Raw genomic sequence first — 18,185 nt, 5'->3', positions numbered from 1 at the left:
TGGCTAATTGTTAAGATTGCCAATTTTAGAGTGCGGGCGAGATCGCCCGATGATCAACGCAGCAGATCGAACGCTACAAGAATGTCTGGAACGTCCATGAGAACCAGCCGCCGTTTTTTCCTCTCCGGAGCCTCCGCGCTCGCAGCCGCGATGGTCGCCGGCGGCGCCAATGCGCAGGATGTGATCGGGGATATCCTGAAATCCTCGGCGCGCGGCAATTGGGACGACCAGTTCGACGCCCGCGCCAGCGAGGGCGGCAAGGTGGCCTCGACGCTGCCGATCTTCAGCCCGCAGACCGTCGCCTTCACGGAACAGGCGGTCGCGCAGTATCAGAACATTGTAGGGCAGGGTGGCTGGGTCGATGTTCCCGCGACCAAGAAACTGCAGCTCGGCGTCGATGATCCCGATGTGGTGCCATTGCGCAAGCGCCTGATGGTCGCGGGCGACCTGTCGCAGAGCGCCGGCATTTCGACAGCTTTCGACTCCTACGTCGACTCGGCGGTCAAGCGCTTCCAGCTGCGCCACGGCCTGCCGGCTGATGGCTCAATGGGCAAATACACCTATGCGGCGATGAACGTTTCGGCGCAGATCCGGCTTGGCCAGCTGCAGACCAATCTGCAGCGGCTGCGCGAAAAGGCCGGCACGCTGGGCAGCCGTTATGTGCTGGTCGACATTCCCGCAGCACAGATCGAAGCGGTCGAGAACGACCGTGTCGTGCTTCGCCACACCGCGATCGTCGGCAAGATCGATCGCCAGACGCCGATCGTCAATTCCAAGATCAACGAGATCATCGTCAATCCGTACTGGAATGCGCCGGTCTCGATCGTCCGCAAGGACATTATTCCGCTGATGCGGAAGAATCCCGATTATCTGAAGGACAGCCATATCCGCCTGTTCGCGCCGGACGGCAGCGAAGTCGATCCGCTCAATGTCGACTGGTCGACCGACGACGCCGCCAAGTATCGCTTCCGCCAGGACCCGGGCGCGGGCAATGCGATGGCGTCGGTTAAGATCAATTTCCCGAGCCCCGACGGCGTCTACATGCACGATACCCCACAGCAGAGCCTGTTCGGCAAGATGATGCGTTTCGATTCCTCGGGCTGCGTGCGCGTGCAGAATGTGCGCGACCTCGTCACCTGGATCCTGCGCGACACGCCGGGCTGGGACCGTCAGCATTTCGAGGCGGCGATCAAGACCGGCGAAAACACGCCGATCCAGATTACCAACCCGGTGCCGGTCCATTTCCTCTATCTCTCGGCCTGGTCGACGGCCCCAGGCGTCGTGCAGTTCCGTGACGACGTCTATGCGCTCGACGGTGCCAACGAGCTGCAGATCACGTCTTCGCTTTAAGCAACTGATATTTTTATAGAAAGGGCCGCCGCTCAGGGCGGCCTTTTCGTTGCTCGGGTGCCGCTGCATTTTTCGCGGGACGGGCGGCTGGACGGACCGGCCGGCTTTGCGCATGGTCGGCGGACAAGTCTGGAACCGGACCATGGAAGTCGCTGTCTTCATTCTGGTCGTGCTCGCCTTCGTCGCGCTTTCCGGTGCACTGGTGCGCCTGGTGCGGGTGCCGCTGCCGGTGCTGCAGATTGCGATCGGTGCCGCACTCGCCTGGCCGGTGCGCGGCATCCATGTCGAGATCAATCCGGAGCTGTTCCTGCTGGTGTTCATCCCGCCGCTGCTGTTCGGCGATGCTTATGGCGCACCGAAGCGTGAACTGATGGCGCTGCGCGGACCGATCCTCGACCTTGCCATCGGGCTGGTCTTCTTCACCATCGTCGGCTTCGGCTACGCCTTGCACTGGCTGGTGCCCAGCATTCCATTGGCGGTCGCTTTCGCGCTCGCCGCCGTGCTGTCGCCGACCGATGCGGTGGCTGTGTCCTCGATCGTCGACAAGAATGTCGTTCCGGCGCGACTGATGCACATTCTCGAAGGCGAGTCGCTGCTCAACGATGCGTCGGGCCTCGTCATGTTCCGCTTTGCCGTGGCAGCAGTGCTGACCGGGAGCTTTTCCTTTGCCGCGGCTTCGCTCAGTTTCCTCTATGCCGTGGCTGTCGGCATCCTGGTCGGCGTGGCGGCGCTGTTCGTTGCCGCCAAGCTGCTGCAATTGCTCAACCGCATCGGCGGCGTGCCGGCCGAGGCGCAGGTGCTGGTGATGATCTTGCTGCCCTTCATCGCCTATCTCGGCGCCGAGCATGTTGGAGCTTCCGGCATCCTGGCGGCGGTCACCGCCGGCCTGCTCACCGGCGGCTCCGGCGTGTTCCGCTTCCTCGGCGTCTCGGCGCGCATGCAGACGATGTCGCTGTGGACGACGCTTTCCTTCGTTTTCAACGGCGCTCTCTTCATCGTGCTCGGCCTGCAGCTTCCCGACATCATCCGCCATGTGCCGCCGGAACTGATGAGCCTGCATCCGATCATCCAGCCGATCGCGACCGTCATCGCGCTGACGCTGTGCCTGATCACGCTGCGCTTCCTGTGGATATGGGTTGGCGATATCGCCGCCGGCATCGCCGCGCGTCTGGGCAAGCGCAAGGTCGAGCCGTTCGGGCTGCGGGTGCGGCTCGCCGGTTCGGTGGCCGGCGTGCGCGGTGCGATTACACTTGCTGGCATCTTGTCGCTGCCGCTCGCCATGCCGGACGGCTCGCCGTTTCCGGCGCGCGACCTGGTCATTTTTCTCGCCGCCGGCGTCATCATCTGCTCGCTGGTCTTCGCCAGCCTCGCTCTGCCGACGATCGCCAGGGGGCTGGTCGAGCCTGGTGAGGATGCCGGTGCCGCCGAGGAGCGCCTGGCGCGTGTCGGCGCTGCCAAGGCGGCAATCGCGCGCATCGAGAGCATTGCCGGGGCGGAGGACGACGGCGAAGTGCCCGGTGCCAGGCTTGCTGCCGCCGATAACATCGTCGCCGGTTACCGGCGCCGCATCGCCGCCTCAGACGAAGCCGACGAGGCCCGGGCCGAGGCGCGCGAAGCCGGAAGGCTAGAGCTAGAACTGCGGCTCGCCGGCATCGAGGCCGAGCGCGCGGCCGTGCGTGACATGTTTCGCAGCGGCGAAATCAACGACCATACGTCGCAGGCGCTGTTTACCGAGATCACGCTCACCGAGGCCCTGCTGAGAGGCCGCAAAGCGAGGAAATAACGACCTGCGCACTTCGCTGGCGCAATCCGGCCAGCAAATTTCGCGCCGCAAACGTGGCGGGGCGAAAGCAACTGTGTTAATGGCGCGGCGAATGCATGTTGCTCAAAAGTGTGCAGCGGTTTTGGGACAACGACATGCATAAATCGAAAATTGCCCCCGAACCCCGAGGATTTCAGGCCATGGCAACAGCAGCGGCAGTGTCGAACAAATTCGAATCCTTCTTCGAAACCACGCTGGAAGATGCCGATCCGGAGATTTTCGGCGCCATCCGCAACGAACTCGGTCGCCAGCGCCACGAGATCGAGCTGATCGCTTCCGAAAACATTGTTTCCCGCGCGGTGCTCGAGGCGCAGGGCTCGATCATGACCAACAAATATGCCGAGGGCTATCCGGGCAAGCGCTACTATGGCGGCTGCCAGTTCGTCGACGTGGCCGAGGAACTGGCAATCGAGCGCGCCAAGAAGCTGTTCGGCTGCAACTTCGCCAACGTCCAGCCGAATTCCGGCAGCCAGATGAACCAGGCGGTGTTCCTGGCGCTCTTGCAGCCCGGCGACACTTTCATGGGCCTCGACCTCAATTCCGGCGGGCATCTGACCCACGGCTCGCCGGTCAACATGAGCGGCAAATGGTTCAAGGTCGTGTCCTATGGCGTGCGCCAGGACGACCATCTGCTCGACATGGACGCCATCGAGAAGACCGCGCATGAAACCAAGCCGAAACTGATCCTGGCCGGCGGCACCGCCTATTCGCGCGTCTGGGACTGGAAGCGCTTTCGCGAGATCGCCGACGCGGTCGGCGCCTATCTGATGGCCGACATGGCGCATATCGCCGGCCTCGTAGCGGGCGGCGTGCATCCGTCGCCGCTGCCGCACGCCCATGTCGTGACGACGACGACGCACAAGTCGCTGCGCGGCCCGCGCGGCGGCATGATCCTGTGCAATGACGAGGACATCGCCAAGAAAATGAATTCTGCGGTGTTCCCCGGCTTGCAGGGCGGCCCGCTGATGCATGTCATCGCCGCCAAGGCGGTGGCCTTCGGCGAAGCGCTGAAGCCGAGCTTCAAGGTCTATGCCGAGAGCGTCGCCGCCAACGCCAAGGCGCTGGCCTCCAGCCTCAAGGAAACCGGTCTGGATATCGTCTCCGGCGGCACCGACAACCATCTGATGCTGGTCGATCTGCGTCCGAAGAACGCCACCGGCAAGCGCGCCGAAGCCGCCTTGGGCCGCGCCAACATCACCTGCAACAAGAACGGCATTCCGTTCGACCCGGAAAAGCCCTTCGTCACCTCGGGTGTGCGCCTCGGCACCCCGGCCGGCACCACGCGCGGCTTCGGCCAAGCCGAGTTCCGCGAGATCGGCAAGCTGATCGCCGAAGTGCTGGATGGCCTCAAGGTCGCCAATTCCGACGAAGGCAATGCCGCCGTCGAAGCGGCGGTCAAGGCCAAGGTCGTGGCGCTGACCGACCGTTTCCCGCTCTATCCCTATCTCGGCTGACGCGGTAGGAGGTCTTACAAACTTGCCGCGACGACAAGCATCGTCGCGGCAAGGCTGGAGCGTTCGACTGGAGCCTTGATGATGCGAATTGTTCGTCTCGTTGCCGTCGCTGGTGCCCTGGCCGCTTTGACGGCCTTGCCATTCTCAGGCAATGCCTTGGCGCAAACCGCCCCCGCCCAAACCTCCCCCATTCAGGCCGCACCCGCGCAACCTGCACCTGCTCAGGCAGCGCCCGCGGCGCCGGCCCCGTTGGCACCCAAGCTCGAAACCTTCGGCAGGTGGTCGACCCTAGTCGACGAGGTCGACACCGGTGAGGATCTCCGCAAGACCTGCGCCGCCTCGACCGCCTTTATCGGCGCTGGCGGCGAGAGCGGCACTCTGACGCTCATCATCACGAACGGCGATGCGCTGCCGCCGGACGCCTATCCATCCATAACGATGGCCGTCGACAACAAGGCCTTGCCGACCGGCAAGTCGGTCGCGGCCACCTTTGGTGACGACAAGGGCCACGTCGCCGCAAAACTCCATTCCGATGGTGCCGTGAACGGCCGGCTCAGCTGGACCGTGGACAATCAGGCCAAGACCAGCCTGGCGCTCTTGCGCGCCATGCGCCATGCATCGGTGCTTGATGTTTCCTTTGGCGACGCGCCGGTTGGAAGCATATCCATGGACGGCTTCACCAAGGCCTATCGCAGCCTCGGCGCATCGTGCGGGTTCCCCACCGCCGACGTCGCCCCCTGACGACATCGGCACGCTATCTGTCTGCTTGGCGAGGCTGGCAATCTTGCTTCCGCCTCGCTATCTCTGTGGCTGAGAGGCGAGGGGCTGTTGGCGATACTTTGCCATCGTTGCAAAAACCTCTAAGCCTTTCGCTTCACCAGATTCGCCAACCATAGGCTTCTCCATGCGCTGTCCCTATTGCCAGTCAGAAGATACGCAGGTGAAGGATTCGCGCCCCGCCGAGGATGGCGCGGCGATCCGCAGGCGGCGCGTCTGCCCCGATTGCGGCGGCCGCTTCACCACTTTCGAGCGCGTGCAGTTACGCGATCTCGTGGTGGTCAAGAAATCGGGCCGTAAAGTGCCGTTCGACCGCGACAAGCTGTTGCGCTCGGTGGAGATCGCCGTGCGCAAGCGCAATGTCGACCCCGAACGCATCGACCGTGCGGTGACCGGCATCGTGCGCCAGCTCGAAAGCTCCGGCGAGACCGAAGTCGCCTCCGGCGAGGTCGGCCGGTTGGTCATGGAAGCGCTGAAGTCGCTCGACGATGTCGCCTATGTCCGCTTCGCCTCGGTCTATCGCAATTTTCGCGAGGCCAAGGATTTTCACGAATTGCTGGGCGAACTCAAGGGCGACGAAATCAAGGGCGACGAGGACGCCAGCTGAGCATGTCTGCAAGCGAACAGGCCGCACTTGATCGCCGCTTCATGGCGGCGGCGCTCAGGCTGTCGCGCAAAAATGCCGGACGCACCGCGACCAACCCTTCCGTCGGCACGCTGATCGTACGTGACGACGGCAATGGTCCGATGATCGTCGGCACCGGCGTCACCGCTGTCGGCGGCCGCCCGCATGCCGAGACCGAGGCCCTAGCCGAGGCCGGCGCGCTCGCCCGTGGCGCCACCGCGTATGTCACGCTCGAACCCTGCGCTCATCACGGCCGTACGCCGCCTTGCGCCAATGCGCTGGTCAATGCCGGTGTCGCGCGCGTCGTCGGCGCCGCCAGCGATCCCGATTCGCGCGTGTCCGGCAAGGGCTACGCGATCCTGCGTGCCGCCGGTGTCGAGGTGGTCGAGAAGGTGTTGGCCGAGCAAGCCGCCGAGCAGATGGCCGGCTATATGATCCGATCGTTGAGAAAACGCCCAGAAGTGATTCTCAAGCTTGCGCTTTCCAGCGACGGCAAGATCGGCCGGGAAGGCGGTGGGCAGGTGTCGATCACCGGCGATATCGCGCGCCGCGAGGTGTATCTGATGCGGGCCGAGGCGGACGGCATACTGGTTGGTATCGGCACGGCTCTTGAGGATGATCCGGCCCTGACAGTGCGCTTGCCGGGGCTGGAGAACCGTTCGCCTGCACGCATCGTGCTCGACCGCCAGATCAGGTTGCCGGAGGCCTCGAAGCTGGTTTCGGGCGTGGACCGGGTGCCGCTCTATGTCGCCGCTTGCCTGGAGGCCGATCCGCTGCGGCGTGCAGCACTCGAACGCGCCGGCGTGCGCTTCATCGGCACGGAGACCCATGAAGGCGGTGTCGCGTTGCCGGAACTGCTCGAGGATCTGGCCGCGCTCGGCATGGCAAGCTTGCTGGTCGAGGGCGGCGCCAAGGTGGCGAGCGCGTTCCTGGCCGACGGGCTGGTCGACCGCATCGTGCTGTTCCAGGGGCCGGAAGCGATCGGCGATGACGGCATTGCATCGCCGATTGACGCTAACCACATCCCGGCAGGATTTCGCAAGCTTCGCGATATGCGTTTCGGCGAAGACAGCTATGCCGAGTGGATAAGGGATATCTGATGTTTACCGGGATTGTCACCGATGTCGGCACCGTTGCTTCCGTCAAGCCGCTCAGGGAAGGGGTAGGGTTGCGCATCGACACCGCCTATGATCCGCAGACCATCGCCATCGGCGCCTCGATCTCCTGCGGCGGCGTCTGCCTGACGGTTACGGGCTTGCCCGACAGCAGCTCGAACGCACGCTGGTTCGAGGTCGAGGCCTGGGAAGAGGCGCTCAGGCTGACGACGGCCATGGGCTGGAAGTCGGGCACGCGGATCAATCTGGAGCGGGCGCTGAAGATCGGCGACGAACTCGGCGGCCACATCGTTTCGGGCCATGTCGACGGCATGGCCGAGATCATCGAGCGCAAGGATGAGGGCGACGCGGTGCGCTTCACGCTGGAGGCGCCGCGCGACCTGGCGAAGTTCATTGCGCCAAAGGGTTCGGTCGCGCTAGACGGCACTTCGCTCACCGTCAACAAGGTGGAAGGCGCGCGCTTCGACGTGCTTTTGATCCACCACTCATTGACCGTGACCACCTGGGGCGAGCGCAAGGTCGGCGGCCGCGTCAATATCGAGATCGACACGATGGCGCGTTATGCGGCGCGGCTGGTCGAGGCGGCGAAAGAAGGGCTTTGACGGCTACCGATGCTACGTCACTTCCTTGCAGTCTTGAAATTCCCGGCCATTGGCCGTACATTGGCGCCAGGAGAACGACGATGACCGCACATCCACCACGTAGTCGTGTCCGTGGCGAGCGTCTAGAAACACGCGTCACGGCCGACCAGAAGAACCTTATCGAGCATGCTGCGGCACTTCAGGGTCGAACGGTGACGGATTTTGTCTTGACCAGCGTTCAGGAGGCTGCCCGCCGAGCCATTGAGGAGCATCAGCGCTTCGATCTGTCCGTGCGCGACAGCCGCGCGTTCGTGAATGCTCTTGTCAATCCGAAACCTGTGAACGATCGTCTGCGCGATACGGTGCGTCGGTATCGTCAAGCCACTGGCACCTGAGGGGGGTGGGCTCGACTGAGGGGCGTTTGCGGGTTGAGGTGCTTGGCCCGCAGCACGACAGAACCTCATTCGAGAGCGGCGCAGAACCGCTCGATCGATATCTCAAGATTCAGGCAAGACAAGACGCTCGTAAGAACATTGCCGCGCCATTCGCACTGGTTTTACCGGATGGAGCCATCGCAGGCTACTACACGCTCTCTTCGACTGCCGTGAATGTTGGCGATTGGCCTGCCCAAACCGTTCGCAAGCTCCCCCGTTACCCGCTCATTCCGGCCACGTTGCTGGGGCGTCTTGCCGTTGATCGGCGATATCAGGGACAAGGCTATGGCCGCTATCTCCTTGCCGACGCCCTGTCCCGTTGCGTCAGGAGCGAGATTGCCTCGTTTGCCGTTATTGTCGATGCTAAGGACGAAGATGCACGCCGCTTCTACCAACGCGAGAGTTTCTTACCGTTCCCAGAACAGCCAATGAAGCTCTTCCGGCCGATGGTTGATATCGCAGAGCTATTCAAATGAGGAAGGATTGATGGACAGGAGGATTTCCAAAGACGAAGAACGGCTGACACGGGATGCATTAGCCGATGTAGATGCCGGCCGTGTTGTGGATCATGAAGCCGTTCTTGCCTGGGCTGAAAGCCTTGGTGCTGACTGCCAGGTTCCCGCACCTTGCCCAAAGAGGAGGTAGGCCCGATACACCTCCAGCAATCTTCCGCTTGCGATGACCCCGGCTTCGGCCTAAGTCACCGGCAACTCCCCGGAGACTTTTATGGCTGGCACATCCCAACACGGCAAAGCGTTCATCCGCCCGAAGACGAAGGCCCACCTTCTCGTCATCGAAGCGCGCTTTCACGACGACCTTGCCGACGCGCTGCTCGAAGGCGCGACAAGCGCACTCGATGAAGCGGGCGCGACTTATGATGTCGTCACTGTTCCAGGTTCGCTCGAGATTCCCGGGGTGATCACTTTTGCACTGGACGGCGCGACGGAAGGCGGCACACATTATGACGGCTTTGTTGCGCTCGGCACCATCATCCGCGGCGACACGTACCATTTCGACATTGTCGCCAATGAATCCAGCCGCGCGCTCATGGATCTGAGCGTGCAAGACTCTGTCTGCATCGGCAACGGCATCCTGACCACCGAGAATGACGCCCAGGCCTGGACTCGCGCCAAGCGCTCGGAAGGCGACAAGGGCGGCTTTGCCGCGCGTGCGGCGCTGACTATGATTGCCCTCAAGGAACAACTGGGAGCGCGATCGTGAGCGAACCCGCTTCGCCCGGCCAGCCCGCGGTGCGCCACGCCAACAAGCGCGGTGCTGCCCGTCTGGCCGCCGTGCAGGCGCTCTACCAGATGGATGTCGCCGGCAGCGGTGTCTTCGAGATCACCGCCGAATACGAGGCGTTTCGTCTTGGCAAGGAAGTCGACGGCGCGCTCTATCGCGAGGCCGATGCGCAATGGTTTCGTGCCATCCTGGCGGGAGTCGTCGAGAACCAGAAGACCATTGACCCCATAATCCGCCAGGCGCTGACCGAGGACTGGCCGCTGTCGCGGCTCGATTCGACGCTGCGCGCCATCCTGCGCGCAGGCGTCTACGAGCTGATGAAGCGCGAGGATGTACCCGTCGCGGTTATCGTCTCCGAATATGTCGACATCGCCAAGGCTTTCTACGAGGAAGACGAGCCGAAGCTGGTCAATGCCGTGCTCGACCGTGTGTCCCGCCGGGTGCGTGGCGAGGGGCGCGGCAAGGACGCATCATGACGGCAATCGCCATCGGGGCAGGCAAGGAAGCGCGCCGCACCGCTTTGATCCTCGCGGCCTCACAGGCGATCATCGGCTCTGCCGCCCCCATCGCCATCTCCATGGGGGCGCTGGCGGGGCAATACCTGCTTGGTCCTGACAAGTCTCTGGCAACGGCACCGATCACCGGCTTCAACATCGGCGTGGCGCTTGGCGCGCTGCCTGCGGCGGCCATCATCCGCGGAATAGGCCAGCGCGGCGGCTTCATGACCGGCACCATCGTCACGGCGCTTGGCGGCCTGATCGCCACACTTGCGCTTTATCAAGGCAGCTTCTGGCTCTTTGCCTTTGGCTTGCTCACCATCGGTATCGGCGGCGCTTTCGTCCAGCAGTTCCGCTTCGCCGCCGCTGACAACGCACCGCCTGAATTCAAGGCGCGCGCCATCTCCTTCGTGCTGGCAGGCGGCATCGTCACCGCTATCCTTGGGCCGCAGATCGTCATCTTCACCCGCGAATTGTTGGCGCCGGTGATGTTTGCCGGTTCATTCGTCTCCATCCTGCCGCTGGCCGCGGTCGGCGCCGTCATCCTGTCGTTCCTGCGGCTGCCGGCGAAAGCATCCGGCAAGGTGGAGATCGCCGAGGGCGACGCCAGGCCATTGGCCGAAATCGTCACGCAGCCTCGTTTCGTCGCCGCGCTTTTCTGCGCGGTCGGCAGCTACGCGCTGATGAGCTTCGTCATGACGGGCGCACCGCTGGCCATGGTCGGCTGCGGGCTGTCGGAGGATGACGCGACGCTTGGCATCTCCTGGCACGTCATGGCGATGTTCGCCCCGAGTTTCTTCACCGGCTCGCTGATCCATCGCTTCGGCGCCGAGCGCATCGTGGCGACCGGCCTGATCCTGCTCATCGGCTGCGCCATCGTCGCGCTGTCGGGGCTGGCGCTGTGGCAATTCTGGACGTCCCTGATCCTGCTCGGCCTTGGCTGGAACTTCGGCTTTATCGGCGCCACCGCGATGGTGGCAGCCAGCTATCGGACATCGGAAAAGGGCAAGGTGCAGGGCTTCCACGACTTCGTCCTGTTCGGCTCCGTCGCCTGCGCCTCGCTGATGTCGGGCATGGTCTATAATGCCTGGGGCTGGGAGATGCTGAACTGGATGATTTTTCCGGTCACCGTCCTGTGCTTCGTGGCACTCGGCGCGCTCAAGCTGACGGGCTTGCGCAAAGCCGACGCCCGATCCCTCCGCCGCTTCACCTGACACGGCGCTGTCAGCACGATCCCGGCCGAACCTATCGCACCGGAACAAAATTATTGCGTCTGCGCCTATTGTTATGAAACCGTATGCCCCGACGGAGCGTTTGAGCCATGCTCATATGCGGCCACCGCATTTCGGTTCATAGCAAGGGGTTTTCACGATGTTTTCAGTCAAGGTTCTGGCCGGCGCGGCATTGGCGCTCGGCATCACCGCGGCTTCCGCCAGCGCCCAGGTGGTTGTCTCTTCGAAGATAGATACCGAGGGCGGTGTGCTCGGCAATATCATCCAGCTCGTTCTCAACGCCAACAACATCAAGACAACAGATCGCATCCAGCTCGGCGGCACCCCGGTGGTGCGCAAGGCGATCACCGCCGGTGAGATCGACATCTATCCCGAATACACAGGCAACGCCGCCTTTTTCTTCGAGAAGGCCGACGACCCGGTCTGGAAGGATGCTGCCAAGGCCTATGAGACGGCCAAGAAGCTCGACTACGACGCCAACAAGATCGTCTGGCTGTCGCCGTCACCTGCCAACAACACCTGGGCGATCGCGCTGCGCAAGGAGGTCGCCGAGACCAACAAGCTCGCCACGCTCACCGACTTCGGCAAATATGTCGCGGGCGGCGGTCAGGTGGTGCTGGCGGCTTCCGCCGAGTTCGTCAATTCGGCGGCGGCACTTCCGGCCTTCCAGACCACCTACGGATTCACGTTGAAGCCTGACCAGCTGATCACGCTCTCGGGCGGCGACACGGCGGCAACCATCGCCGCGGCCGCCAACCAGACCAATGGCGCCAACGCAGCCATGGTCTACGGCACCGATGGCGGCATCGCACCGTCCGGGCTCGTTGTGCTGGAAGACGACAAGGGCGTGCAGCCGGTCTACCAGCCGGCGCCGATCATCCGCGAAGCGGTGCTGAAGGAACATCCCGAGATCGAGACGCTGCTGAAGCCGGTCTTCGCCAAGCTCGACCTCGTTACATTGCAGGAACTGAACGGTCGCGTGCAGGTCGGCGGCGAGCCGGTCAAAGGCGTTGCCGAGGATTTTTTGAAGAAGAACGGGTTTTTGAAGTAGCAAGCCTGAGATCGTGACGCCGGTGCGAGGCGCCCCCCTCTGGCCTGCCGGCCATCTCCCCCTCAAGGGGGGAGATTGGCTGTGTCGGCACCGGCACTCTCCTTGCAGTGAAAATTGGCGAAAGCCATTGGGACATCTGATCTCCCCCCTTGAGGGGGAGATGGCCGGCAGGCCAGAGGGGGGCGCCTCGCGCGGAACCTTCCACCCTGCAGTCGCATCTCCCTCGGGGCACACCGCTCTGCACGGGTCCGCTTCATGACCCCCCGCCTCGACAAGCTCGGCGTGGTCATCGCCGCGATATCAGCCTATGCGGCTTTCGCCGCGCCCTTTGCCACGTTCCGCGCCAACCGCATCGTGCCCGGCCAGGCGCGCTCGATTCTCGAGGCGCTGCCGGCAACGACCGGGCCGTTGCTGCTCGTCATCATCGTCGTCGCCGCGCTCATTGCTTTGTTCAAGACACCGCTTGCGCTGCGCCTTGCCGCCAGCGTGGTGGTGCTTGCCGCGCTGGCGCTGCTGATCGGCGTCGCCGGCACATTTCTCACGCCGGCGGGCAACACCTTTGCGAGGGTTTCGCCCGCCTCCGGTTTCTGGGTCCTGATCTTTGCCTTCACGCTTTTGCTGGCCGATGTGCTGACAAGGCTGAACCTGTCGCCATGGATGCGCGTTGGTGCGTTGGTGGTGGCGGCGGCGACGGTCGGTCTTTTGCTGATTTCGGGAAGCTGGAATGACCTTTCCATTCTCAAGGAATACGCCAACCGTGCCGACAGTTTCTGGGCCGAAGGCTCCAAGCACGTGACGCTGGCGCTGGGTTCGCTGCTTGCCGCGGTGGTCGTCGGCCTGCCGCTCGGCATTCTCTGCCACCGCGTCGAAAGACTGCGCGCCGGCGTTCTCAACGTGCTCAACATCATCCAGACCATTCCCTCGATCGCGTTGTTTGGCTTGCTGATCGCGCCGCTCGGCTGGGTTGCCACGCATGTGCCGGGAGCCGCCGCGCTCGGCATTCGCGGTATCGGCACGGCGCCCGCCTTCGTCGCGCTGTTCCTCTATTCGCTGCTGCCGGTGGTGGCCAACACGGTGGTCGGCCTTGCCGGGGTGCCGCGCGCCGCCAACGACGCCGCGCGGGGCATGGGCATGACCGATCGCCAGCGTCTGTTCGGCGTCGAGTTTCCGCTGGCTTTTCCTGTCATCCTCACCGGCATCCGCATCGTCTTGGTACAGAACATCGGCCTTGCCACCATCGCCGCACTCATCGGCGGTGGCGGTTTCGGCGTGTTTGTTTTCCAGGGCGTCGGCCAGACGGCGATGGACCTTGTGCTGCTCGGCGCCGTGCCCACGGTCGCGCTCGCCTTTGCCGCCGCAATCGTCCTCGACGCGGTGATCGAAATGACTGCCACCAAGCGCAGGGTTGAAACGGCATGATCGAGATCGAAGGTATTACCAAGCGCTATGACGCGACAACGGTGGTCGATGACGTCTCGATGGTCATCGAGCCGCGCACCATCGCCGTCATCGTCGGCACGTCCGGTTCCGGCAAGACGACGCTGCTGCGCATGATCAACCGACTGGTCGAACCGACCGCAGGTGTCATTAAGCTCGATGGCGCCGACAATCGCTCGCTACCCGGCTACGAACTGCGCCGCAGCATCGGCTATGCAATCCAGGGCCATGGTTTGTTTCCGCATCGCACGGTGGCGCAGAACATCGCCACCGTGCCGGTGCTGCTCGGCTGGAGCAAGGACCGCATCAAGGCCCGCGTCGACGAGTTGATGACGCTCTACCAGCTTGATCCCGAAGCATTCGGGCCGCGCTACCCGCACGAACTGTCCGGCGGTCAGCAGCAGCGGGTCGGCGTTGCCCGCGCGCTCGCCGCCGAGCCCAACGTGCTGTTGATGGACGAACCGTTCGGCGCGCTCGATCCGATCATCCGCACCAAGGCGCAGGAGGATCTGCTGGCGATCCAGAAGCGCTTCGGCACCACCATCATTCTCGTCACCCACGACATGGAAGAGGCCGTGCACATGGGCGACAAGATCGCGGTCATGGATGCCGGCAAGCTGGTGCAATACGCCAGACCCGCCGAGATCCTGGCGAAACCGGCAAGCGCCTTCGTCGAGACCCTGGTCGGCGCCAGCGAAAGACCATTCCGGTTGCTGTCGCTCGGCCGCGTCCGCGACGCCGTGGAAAAGGGCTCCGCCGAAGGCGAAGCGATCCCCGGCGACGCCAGCCAGCGCGATGCGCTGGCCGAATTGTTGTGGTCGGGCCGGCCGGCGTTGCCTGTCACAGGCACCGACGGCAAGCCGCTTGGCCGCGTCACGGTCGATGGTTTGGTGAAGCGCGCGGCGAGGCCGGCATGAAAGCCTGGCTTCCATCGCTGCTCAGGCTTGCCGTGGTGGCGCTGCTCGTCGCCTTCGTCACCAATCCCGGCTGGTTCGAGCCGTTGCTGAAGCCGCTGACCGAGAACAATGCGCCGGTGATCTACAATCAGGGCAGCCTGCTGACGCTGACCTTGCTGCATTTGCGCACCGTTCTGGTCGCCACCGTGGCCGCGACCATCGTCGCTGTGGCGCTTGCGATCCTGGTCACCAGGCCCGCCGGCGCCGAATTCCTGCCGCTGTCGCGCAGCCTGGTCAATATCGGCCAGACCTTTCCGCCAGTTGCGGTGCTGGCGCTTGCCGTGCCGGCGGTCGGCTTCGGCGAAAAGCCGACGCTCATCGCGCTGTTTCTCTACGGCCTGCTGCCGATCTTCGAGAACGCGCTGACCGGCCTGACGACGCTGCCGGCCAATGTCGTCGAGGCGGCGCGTGGTGCCGGCATGACCGGTTGGCAAAGGCTCACCAAGGTCGAACTGCCGCTCAGCGCCCCGATCATTCTCGGCGGCATCAGGCTGTCGGTGGTGATCAGCCTTGCCACCGCCACCATTGGCTCGACAGTGGCCGCCAAGACGCTGGGCGAAGTGATCATCGCCGGGCTGCTGTCCAACAACCTCGCCTTCATCCTGCAGGGCGGCCTGATCGTGGCAGCCCTTGCCGTGCTGATCTATGACGGTCTGTCGGCGATCGAGCGCTACACGGCGCGCCGCATGGGCCGGGAGGCTGAGTAGCCGGGGTCAGATTTTCGGCGGATCGACCGAGAGACAGCCCTCAATGGCTTCGCGCAGATTTGCCAACAGCTCGTCCAGGGTTTCTCCCTGCGTTGCGCACCCAGGAATGGCGGGGACCTCGGCCCAGAAGCCACCTTCTTCGGCTTCGTGGACGATAGCTTTGAACTTCATCGATCAACTCCTGTCCGGCCAAGAAGATATGCTCGCGATGAGCATTTGCAAAGCAGTGGCTGCGCGGCCTGCTCGGCAACGTGGGTTCGGATCAGCCTGAGCGTCTCCCTCTCTCACTGGCAACCAGCCGGAAATCAGCCCCATTCAATCGATCTAATTCGACAATGACGCCGATAGAGGCGCCGCCGCTTTCCACTTTTGGGCGAAAGCCGGGCAAAAACCGAACAATATCTTGACGTTCCGAGCCCTGTTTCGCATACACCGCTGCGAAGAGGCGGATTCCGTGCACGGAATCCGGTCTTTGTCTCAACGGCCCAGGGAGGGGTTCTTTTGGGCCATCAATCGAGGAAAATCCGGCAATGACAATTATTTCCGCCGTCATCGCCTGCGGCCTGCTTTCAATCCTTTACGCCATCTGGGCGACACGTTCGGTCCTTGCGGCCGATCAGGGCAATGCACGCATGCAGGAAATCTCCGCGGCCATCCGCGAGGGCGCACAAGCCTATCTGGCGCGTCAGTACACCACCATCGCCATCGTTGGCGTCGTCGTCCTCCTGCTCGCCTGGTGGTTGCTGTCCATCACCGCCGCGATCGGCTTCTTGATCGGTGCGGTGCTTTCGGGTGCCGCCGGCTTCATCGGCATGCATGTCTCCGTTCGCGCCAACGTTCGCACGGCGCAGGCCGCATCGAACAGCCTCGCCGCCGGCCTCGACATCGCCTTCAAATCGGGCGCCATCACCGGCATGCTGGTTGCTGGCCTGGCGTTGCTCGGCGTATCGATCTACTACCTTGTCCTGACCCACTTCTTGGGCCTTCAGCCCAATGACCGCATCGTCATCGACTCGCTGGTCTCGCTCGGCTTCGGCGCATCGCTGATCTCGATCTTCGCCCGTCTCGGCGGCGGTATCTTCACCAAGGGTGCGGATGTCGGCGGCGATCTCGTCGGCAAGGTCGAAGCCGGTATTCCCGAAGATGATCCGCGCAACCCGGCCACCATCGCCGACAATGTCGGCGACAATGTCGGCGACTGCGCCGGCATGGCAGCCGACCTGTTCGAGACCTATGCGGTGACGGTCGTCGCCACCATGGTTCTGGCTGCCATCTTCTTTGGCGGCACCGCCGTTCTGGGTGCGGCCATGCTTTATCCGCTCGCCATCTGCGGCGCCTGCATCCTGACCTCGATCGTCGGCACCTTCTTCGTCAAGCTCGGTTCCAACGGCTCGATCATGGGCGCCCTCTACAAGGGCCTGATCGTCACCGGCCTGCTGTCCATCGTAGGCCTTGGCGTCGCCACCTCGGTCACCCTCGGCTGGGGCGAGATCGGCACCGTTTCCGGCATGGCCATCACCGGCAAGAACCTGTTCATCTGCGGCCTCGTCGGCCTCGTGGTGACCGGTCTCATCGTGGTCATCACCGAATACTACACCGGCACCAACAAGCGCCCGGTCAACTCCATCGCCCAGGCGTCGGTCACCGGTCACGGCACCAACGTCATCCAGGGCCTTGCGGTCTCGCTGGAATCGACGGCGCTGCCGGCCATCGTCATCGTCGGCGGCATCATCTCGACCTATCAGCTCGCCGGTCTCTTCGGTACGGCGATCGCGGTCACGACGATGCTCGGCCTTGCCGGCATGATCGTTGCCCTCGACGCCTTCGGCCCGGTCACCGACAATGCCGGCGGCATTGCCGAAATGGCCGGCCTGCCCAAGGAAGTGCGCCACTCCACCGACGCGCTTGACGCGGTCGGCAACACCACCAAGGCGGTGACCAAGGGTTACGCCATCGGTTCGGCCGGTCTCGGCGCATTGGTGCTGTTCGCAGCCTACTCGAACGACCTGAAGTTCTTTGCCGCCAATGGCGACAAATATCCGTACTTCCAGGGCATGGGCGAGATCTCCTTCGATCTTTCCAACCCTTACGTCGTCGCCGGCCTGATCTTCGGTGGCCTGATCCCGTATCTGTTCGGCGGCATCGCAATGACGGCCGTTGGCCGTGCGGCGGGCGCCATCGTCGAGGAGGTGCGCAAACAGTTCCGCGAGGATCCGGGCATCATGGCCGGCACCTCGAAACCGAACTACGCACGCGCGGTCGACCTTCTGACCAAGGCGGCAATCAGGGAAATGATCATCCCGTCGCTGCTGCCGGTGCTGGCGCCCCTCGTCGTCTATTTCGGTGTGCTGCTGATCTCCGGTTCGAAGGCGTCGGCCTTTGCAGCGCTGGGCGCCTCGTTGCTCGGCGTCATCGTCAATGGCCTGTTCGTCGCCATCTCGATGACCTCCGGCGGCGGCGCCTGGGACAACGCCAAGAAGTCCTTCGAAGACGGCTTTATCGACAAGGACGGCGTCAAGCACCTCAAGGGTTCCGAAGCGCACAAGGCTTCGGTGACCGGCGACACGGTCGGCGATCCCTACAAGGACACCGCCGGTCCGGCGGTCAACCCGGCGATCAAGATCACCAACATCGTGGCGCTCTTGTTGCTGGCGGTGCTCGCACACGGCTGATCACGGAGCAATTGCTCGAAACAAAACCCGCGGGAGCGATCCCGCGGGTTTTTTTGTGCGAAGCCAAGATCGATGCTTCAAAATATCAATCTTCGCGCTATCTGCGGCAGATGGCCGGCACCTCATCCATCCGGCTCGTGCTTCGACGGTTCTGCAGGCCGCCGGCAAGCATACCGCCGGCCTTGCCTTGAGTGTGGCCACAACAAAAACCCGCGGGATCGCTCCCGCGGGTT

18 protein-coding genes are annotated in these 18,185 nt (G+C 63.6%); 17 read left to right on the top strand and 1 reads right to left on the bottom strand.

The features are described from left to right. Positions 1–96: 96 nt before the first annotated feature. The 16 genes from ACSQ3L_RS22410 to ACSQ3L_RS22335 all read left to right on the top strand — a co-directional run bounded on the left by ACSQ3L_RS22410 (position 97) and on the right by ACSQ3L_RS22335 (position 15,280). A complete protein-coding gene (locus tag ACSQ3L_RS22410; protein WP_436161891.1) occupies positions 97–1,350 on the top strand; it encodes a L,D-transpeptidase family protein in 1,254 nt (417 codons plus the stop codon). A gap of 142 nt (positions 1,351–1,492) precedes the next feature. Then, on the top strand, positions 1,493–3,133 hold the full coding sequence (locus ACSQ3L_RS22405) for a Na+/H+ antiporter (protein WP_436161890.1): 1,641 nt from the start codon (positions 1,493–1,495) through the stop codon (positions 3,131–3,133). A gap of 179 nt (positions 3,134–3,312) precedes the next feature. Continuing rightward, positions 3,313–4,626, top strand: a complete 1,314-nt coding sequence (glyA, locus tag ACSQ3L_RS22400; RefSeq protein WP_436161889.1) for a serine hydroxymethyltransferase — start codon at positions 3,313–3,315, stop codon at positions 4,624–4,626. Positions 4,627–4,707: 81 nt separating this feature from the next. Further along, positions 4,708–5,367 carry a hypothetical protein gene (locus ACSQ3L_RS22395; RefSeq protein ID WP_436163502.1) on the top strand — a complete coding sequence of 220 codons (660 nt, stop codon included), beginning with the start codon at positions 4,708–4,710 and terminating at the stop codon, positions 5,365–5,367. A 163-nt stretch (positions 5,368–5,530) separates the two neighbouring features. Continuing rightward, positions 5,531–6,010: a transcriptional regulator NrdR gene (gene nrdR / locus ACSQ3L_RS22390; protein WP_436161888.1), complete on the top strand. Its 480-nt coding sequence runs from the start codon at positions 5,531–5,533 to the stop codon at positions 6,008–6,010. A gap of 2 nt (positions 6,011–6,012) precedes the next feature. Beyond that, entirely contained in the window at positions 6,013–7,128 is a 1,116-nt protein-coding gene (gene ribD / locus ACSQ3L_RS22385; RefSeq protein WP_436161887.1) for a bifunctional diaminohydroxyphosphoribosylaminopyrimidine deaminase/5-amino-6-(5-phosphoribosylamino)uracil reductase RibD, read from the top strand. Continuing rightward, positions 7,128–7,745 (top strand): riboflavin synthase, encoded by a 618-nt coding sequence (locus tag ACSQ3L_RS22380; RefSeq protein ID WP_436161886.1) that lies wholly within the window; start codon positions 7,128–7,130, stop codon positions 7,743–7,745. Before ribD ends, ACSQ3L_RS22380 begins: the two co-directional genes overlap by 1 nt. 80 nt (positions 7,746–7,825) lie before the next feature. Further along, positions 7,826–8,119: a DUF1778 domain-containing protein gene (locus tag ACSQ3L_RS22375; RefSeq protein WP_436161885.1), complete on the top strand. Its 294-nt coding sequence runs from the start codon at positions 7,826–7,828 to the stop codon at positions 8,117–8,119. Between the two features lie 26 nt (positions 8,120–8,145). Continuing rightward, a complete protein-coding gene (locus ACSQ3L_RS22370) occupies positions 8,146–8,634 on the top strand; it encodes a GNAT family N-acetyltransferase (RefSeq protein ID WP_436161884.1) in 489 nt (162 codons plus the stop codon). 250 nt (positions 8,635–8,884) lie between these two features. Beyond that, positions 8,885–9,379: a 6,7-dimethyl-8-ribityllumazine synthase gene (gene ribH, locus ACSQ3L_RS22365; RefSeq protein ID WP_436161883.1), complete on the top strand. Its 495-nt coding sequence runs from the start codon at positions 8,885–8,887 to the stop codon at positions 9,377–9,379. Next, a complete protein-coding gene (nusB, locus tag ACSQ3L_RS22360; protein ID WP_023798402.1) occupies positions 9,376–9,876 on the top strand; it encodes a transcription antitermination factor NusB in 501 nt (166 codons plus the stop codon). Before ribH ends, nusB begins: the two co-directional genes overlap by 4 nt. Beyond that, positions 9,873–11,111, top strand: coding sequence for an MFS transporter (locus tag ACSQ3L_RS22355; RefSeq protein ID WP_436161882.1), 1,239 nt, complete (start codon positions 9,873–9,875; stop codon positions 11,109–11,111). Before nusB ends, ACSQ3L_RS22355 begins: the two co-directional genes overlap by 4 nt. 157 nt (positions 11,112–11,268) lie before the next feature. After that, complete coding sequence (gene osmF, locus ACSQ3L_RS22350) at positions 11,269–12,180, top strand: glycine betaine ABC transporter substrate-binding protein OsmF (RefSeq protein ID WP_436161881.1); 912 nt, start codon at positions 11,269–11,271, stop codon at positions 12,178–12,180. 255 nt (positions 12,181–12,435) lie between these two features. Further along, entirely contained in the window at positions 12,436–13,599 is a 1,164-nt protein-coding gene (locus ACSQ3L_RS22345; RefSeq protein ID WP_436161880.1) for an ABC transporter permease, read from the top strand. Next, complete coding sequence (locus ACSQ3L_RS22340) at positions 13,596–14,534, top strand: ABC transporter ATP-binding protein (RefSeq protein WP_436161879.1); 939 nt, start codon at positions 13,596–13,598, stop codon at positions 14,532–14,534. Before ACSQ3L_RS22345 ends, ACSQ3L_RS22340 begins: the two co-directional genes overlap by 4 nt. Next, on the top strand, positions 14,531–15,280 hold the full coding sequence (locus ACSQ3L_RS22335; protein WP_436161878.1) for an ABC transporter permease: 750 nt from the start codon (positions 14,531–14,533) through the stop codon (positions 15,278–15,280). Before ACSQ3L_RS22340 ends, ACSQ3L_RS22335 begins: the two co-directional genes overlap by 4 nt. A gap of 6 nt (positions 15,281–15,286) precedes the next feature. Here ACSQ3L_RS22335 and ACSQ3L_RS22330 read toward each other — a convergent pair whose 3' ends face one another. Then, entirely contained in the window at positions 15,287–15,451 is a 165-nt protein-coding gene (locus ACSQ3L_RS22330; RefSeq protein WP_436161877.1) for a type II toxin-antitoxin system HicB family antitoxin, read from the bottom strand. A 359-nt stretch (positions 15,452–15,810) separates the two neighbouring features. On the opposite strand from ACSQ3L_RS22330, the gene ACSQ3L_RS22325 reads away from it, so the two are divergent. After that, positions 15,811–17,952, top strand: coding sequence for a sodium-translocating pyrophosphatase (locus tag ACSQ3L_RS22325; RefSeq protein WP_436161876.1), 2,142 nt, complete (start codon positions 15,811–15,813; stop codon positions 17,950–17,952). Positions 17,953–18,185 lie beyond the last annotated feature (233 nt).

The organism is Mesorhizobium sp. LjRoot246 (assembly GCF_964254115.1).
GTDB lineage: Bacteria > Pseudomonadota > Alphaproteobacteria > Rhizobiales > Rhizobiaceae > Mesorhizobium.
The sequence above is the reverse complement of the archived record's forward strand: the minus strand, read 5'-3'. Positions and strand labels throughout refer to the sequence as shown.

Bases quoted from the DNA above. Each gene is read 5' to 3' on its own strand.
- ACSQ3L_RS22410 (WP_436161891.1), top strand. From the start codon at position 97: ATGAGAACCAGCCGCCGTTTTTTCCTCTCCGGAGCCTCCGCGCTCGCA.
- ACSQ3L_RS22405 (WP_436161890.1), top strand. From the start codon at position 1,493: ATGGAAGTCGCTGTCTTCATTCTGGTCGTGCTCGCCTTCGTCGCGCTT.
- glyA (WP_436161889.1), top strand. From the start codon at position 3,313: ATGGCAACAGCAGCGGCAGTGTCGAACAAATTCGAATCCTTCTTCGAA.
- ACSQ3L_RS22395 (WP_436163502.1), top strand. From the start codon at position 4,708: ATGCGAATTGTTCGTCTCGTTGCCGTCGCTGGTGCCCTGGCCGCTTTG.
- nrdR (WP_436161888.1), top strand. From the start codon at position 5,531: ATGCGCTGTCCCTATTGCCAGTCAGAAGATACGCAGGTGAAGGATTCG.
- ribD (WP_436161887.1), top strand. From the start codon at position 6,013: ATGTCTGCAAGCGAACAGGCCGCACTTGATCGCCGCTTCATGGCGGCG.
- ACSQ3L_RS22380 (WP_436161886.1), top strand. From the start codon at position 7,128: ATGTTTACCGGGATTGTCACCGATGTCGGCACCGTTGCTTCCGTCAAG.
- ACSQ3L_RS22375 (WP_436161885.1), top strand. From the start codon at position 7,826: ATGACCGCACATCCACCACGTAGTCGTGTCCGTGGCGAGCGTCTAGAA.
- ribH (WP_436161883.1), top strand. From the start codon at position 8,885: ATGGCTGGCACATCCCAACACGGCAAAGCGTTCATCCGCCCGAAGACG.
- ACSQ3L_RS22355 (WP_436161882.1), top strand. From the start codon at position 9,873: ATGACGGCAATCGCCATCGGGGCAGGCAAGGAAGCGCGCCGCACCGCT.
- osmF (WP_436161881.1), top strand. From the start codon at position 11,269: ATGTTTTCAGTCAAGGTTCTGGCCGGCGCGGCATTGGCGCTCGGCATC.
- ACSQ3L_RS22345 (WP_436161880.1), top strand. From the start codon at position 12,436: ATGACCCCCCGCCTCGACAAGCTCGGCGTGGTCATCGCCGCGATATCA.
- ACSQ3L_RS22340 (WP_436161879.1), top strand. From the start codon at position 13,596: ATGATCGAGATCGAAGGTATTACCAAGCGCTATGACGCGACAACGGTG.
- ACSQ3L_RS22335 (WP_436161878.1), top strand. From the start codon at position 14,531: ATGAAAGCCTGGCTTCCATCGCTGCTCAGGCTTGCCGTGGTGGCGCTG.
- ACSQ3L_RS22330 (WP_436161877.1), bottom strand. From the start codon at position 15,451: ATGAAGTTCAAAGCTATCGTCCACGAAGCCGAAGAAGGTGGCTTCTGG.
- ACSQ3L_RS22325 (WP_436161876.1), top strand. From the start codon at position 15,811: ATGACAATTATTTCCGCCGTCATCGCCTGCGGCCTGCTTTCAATCCTT.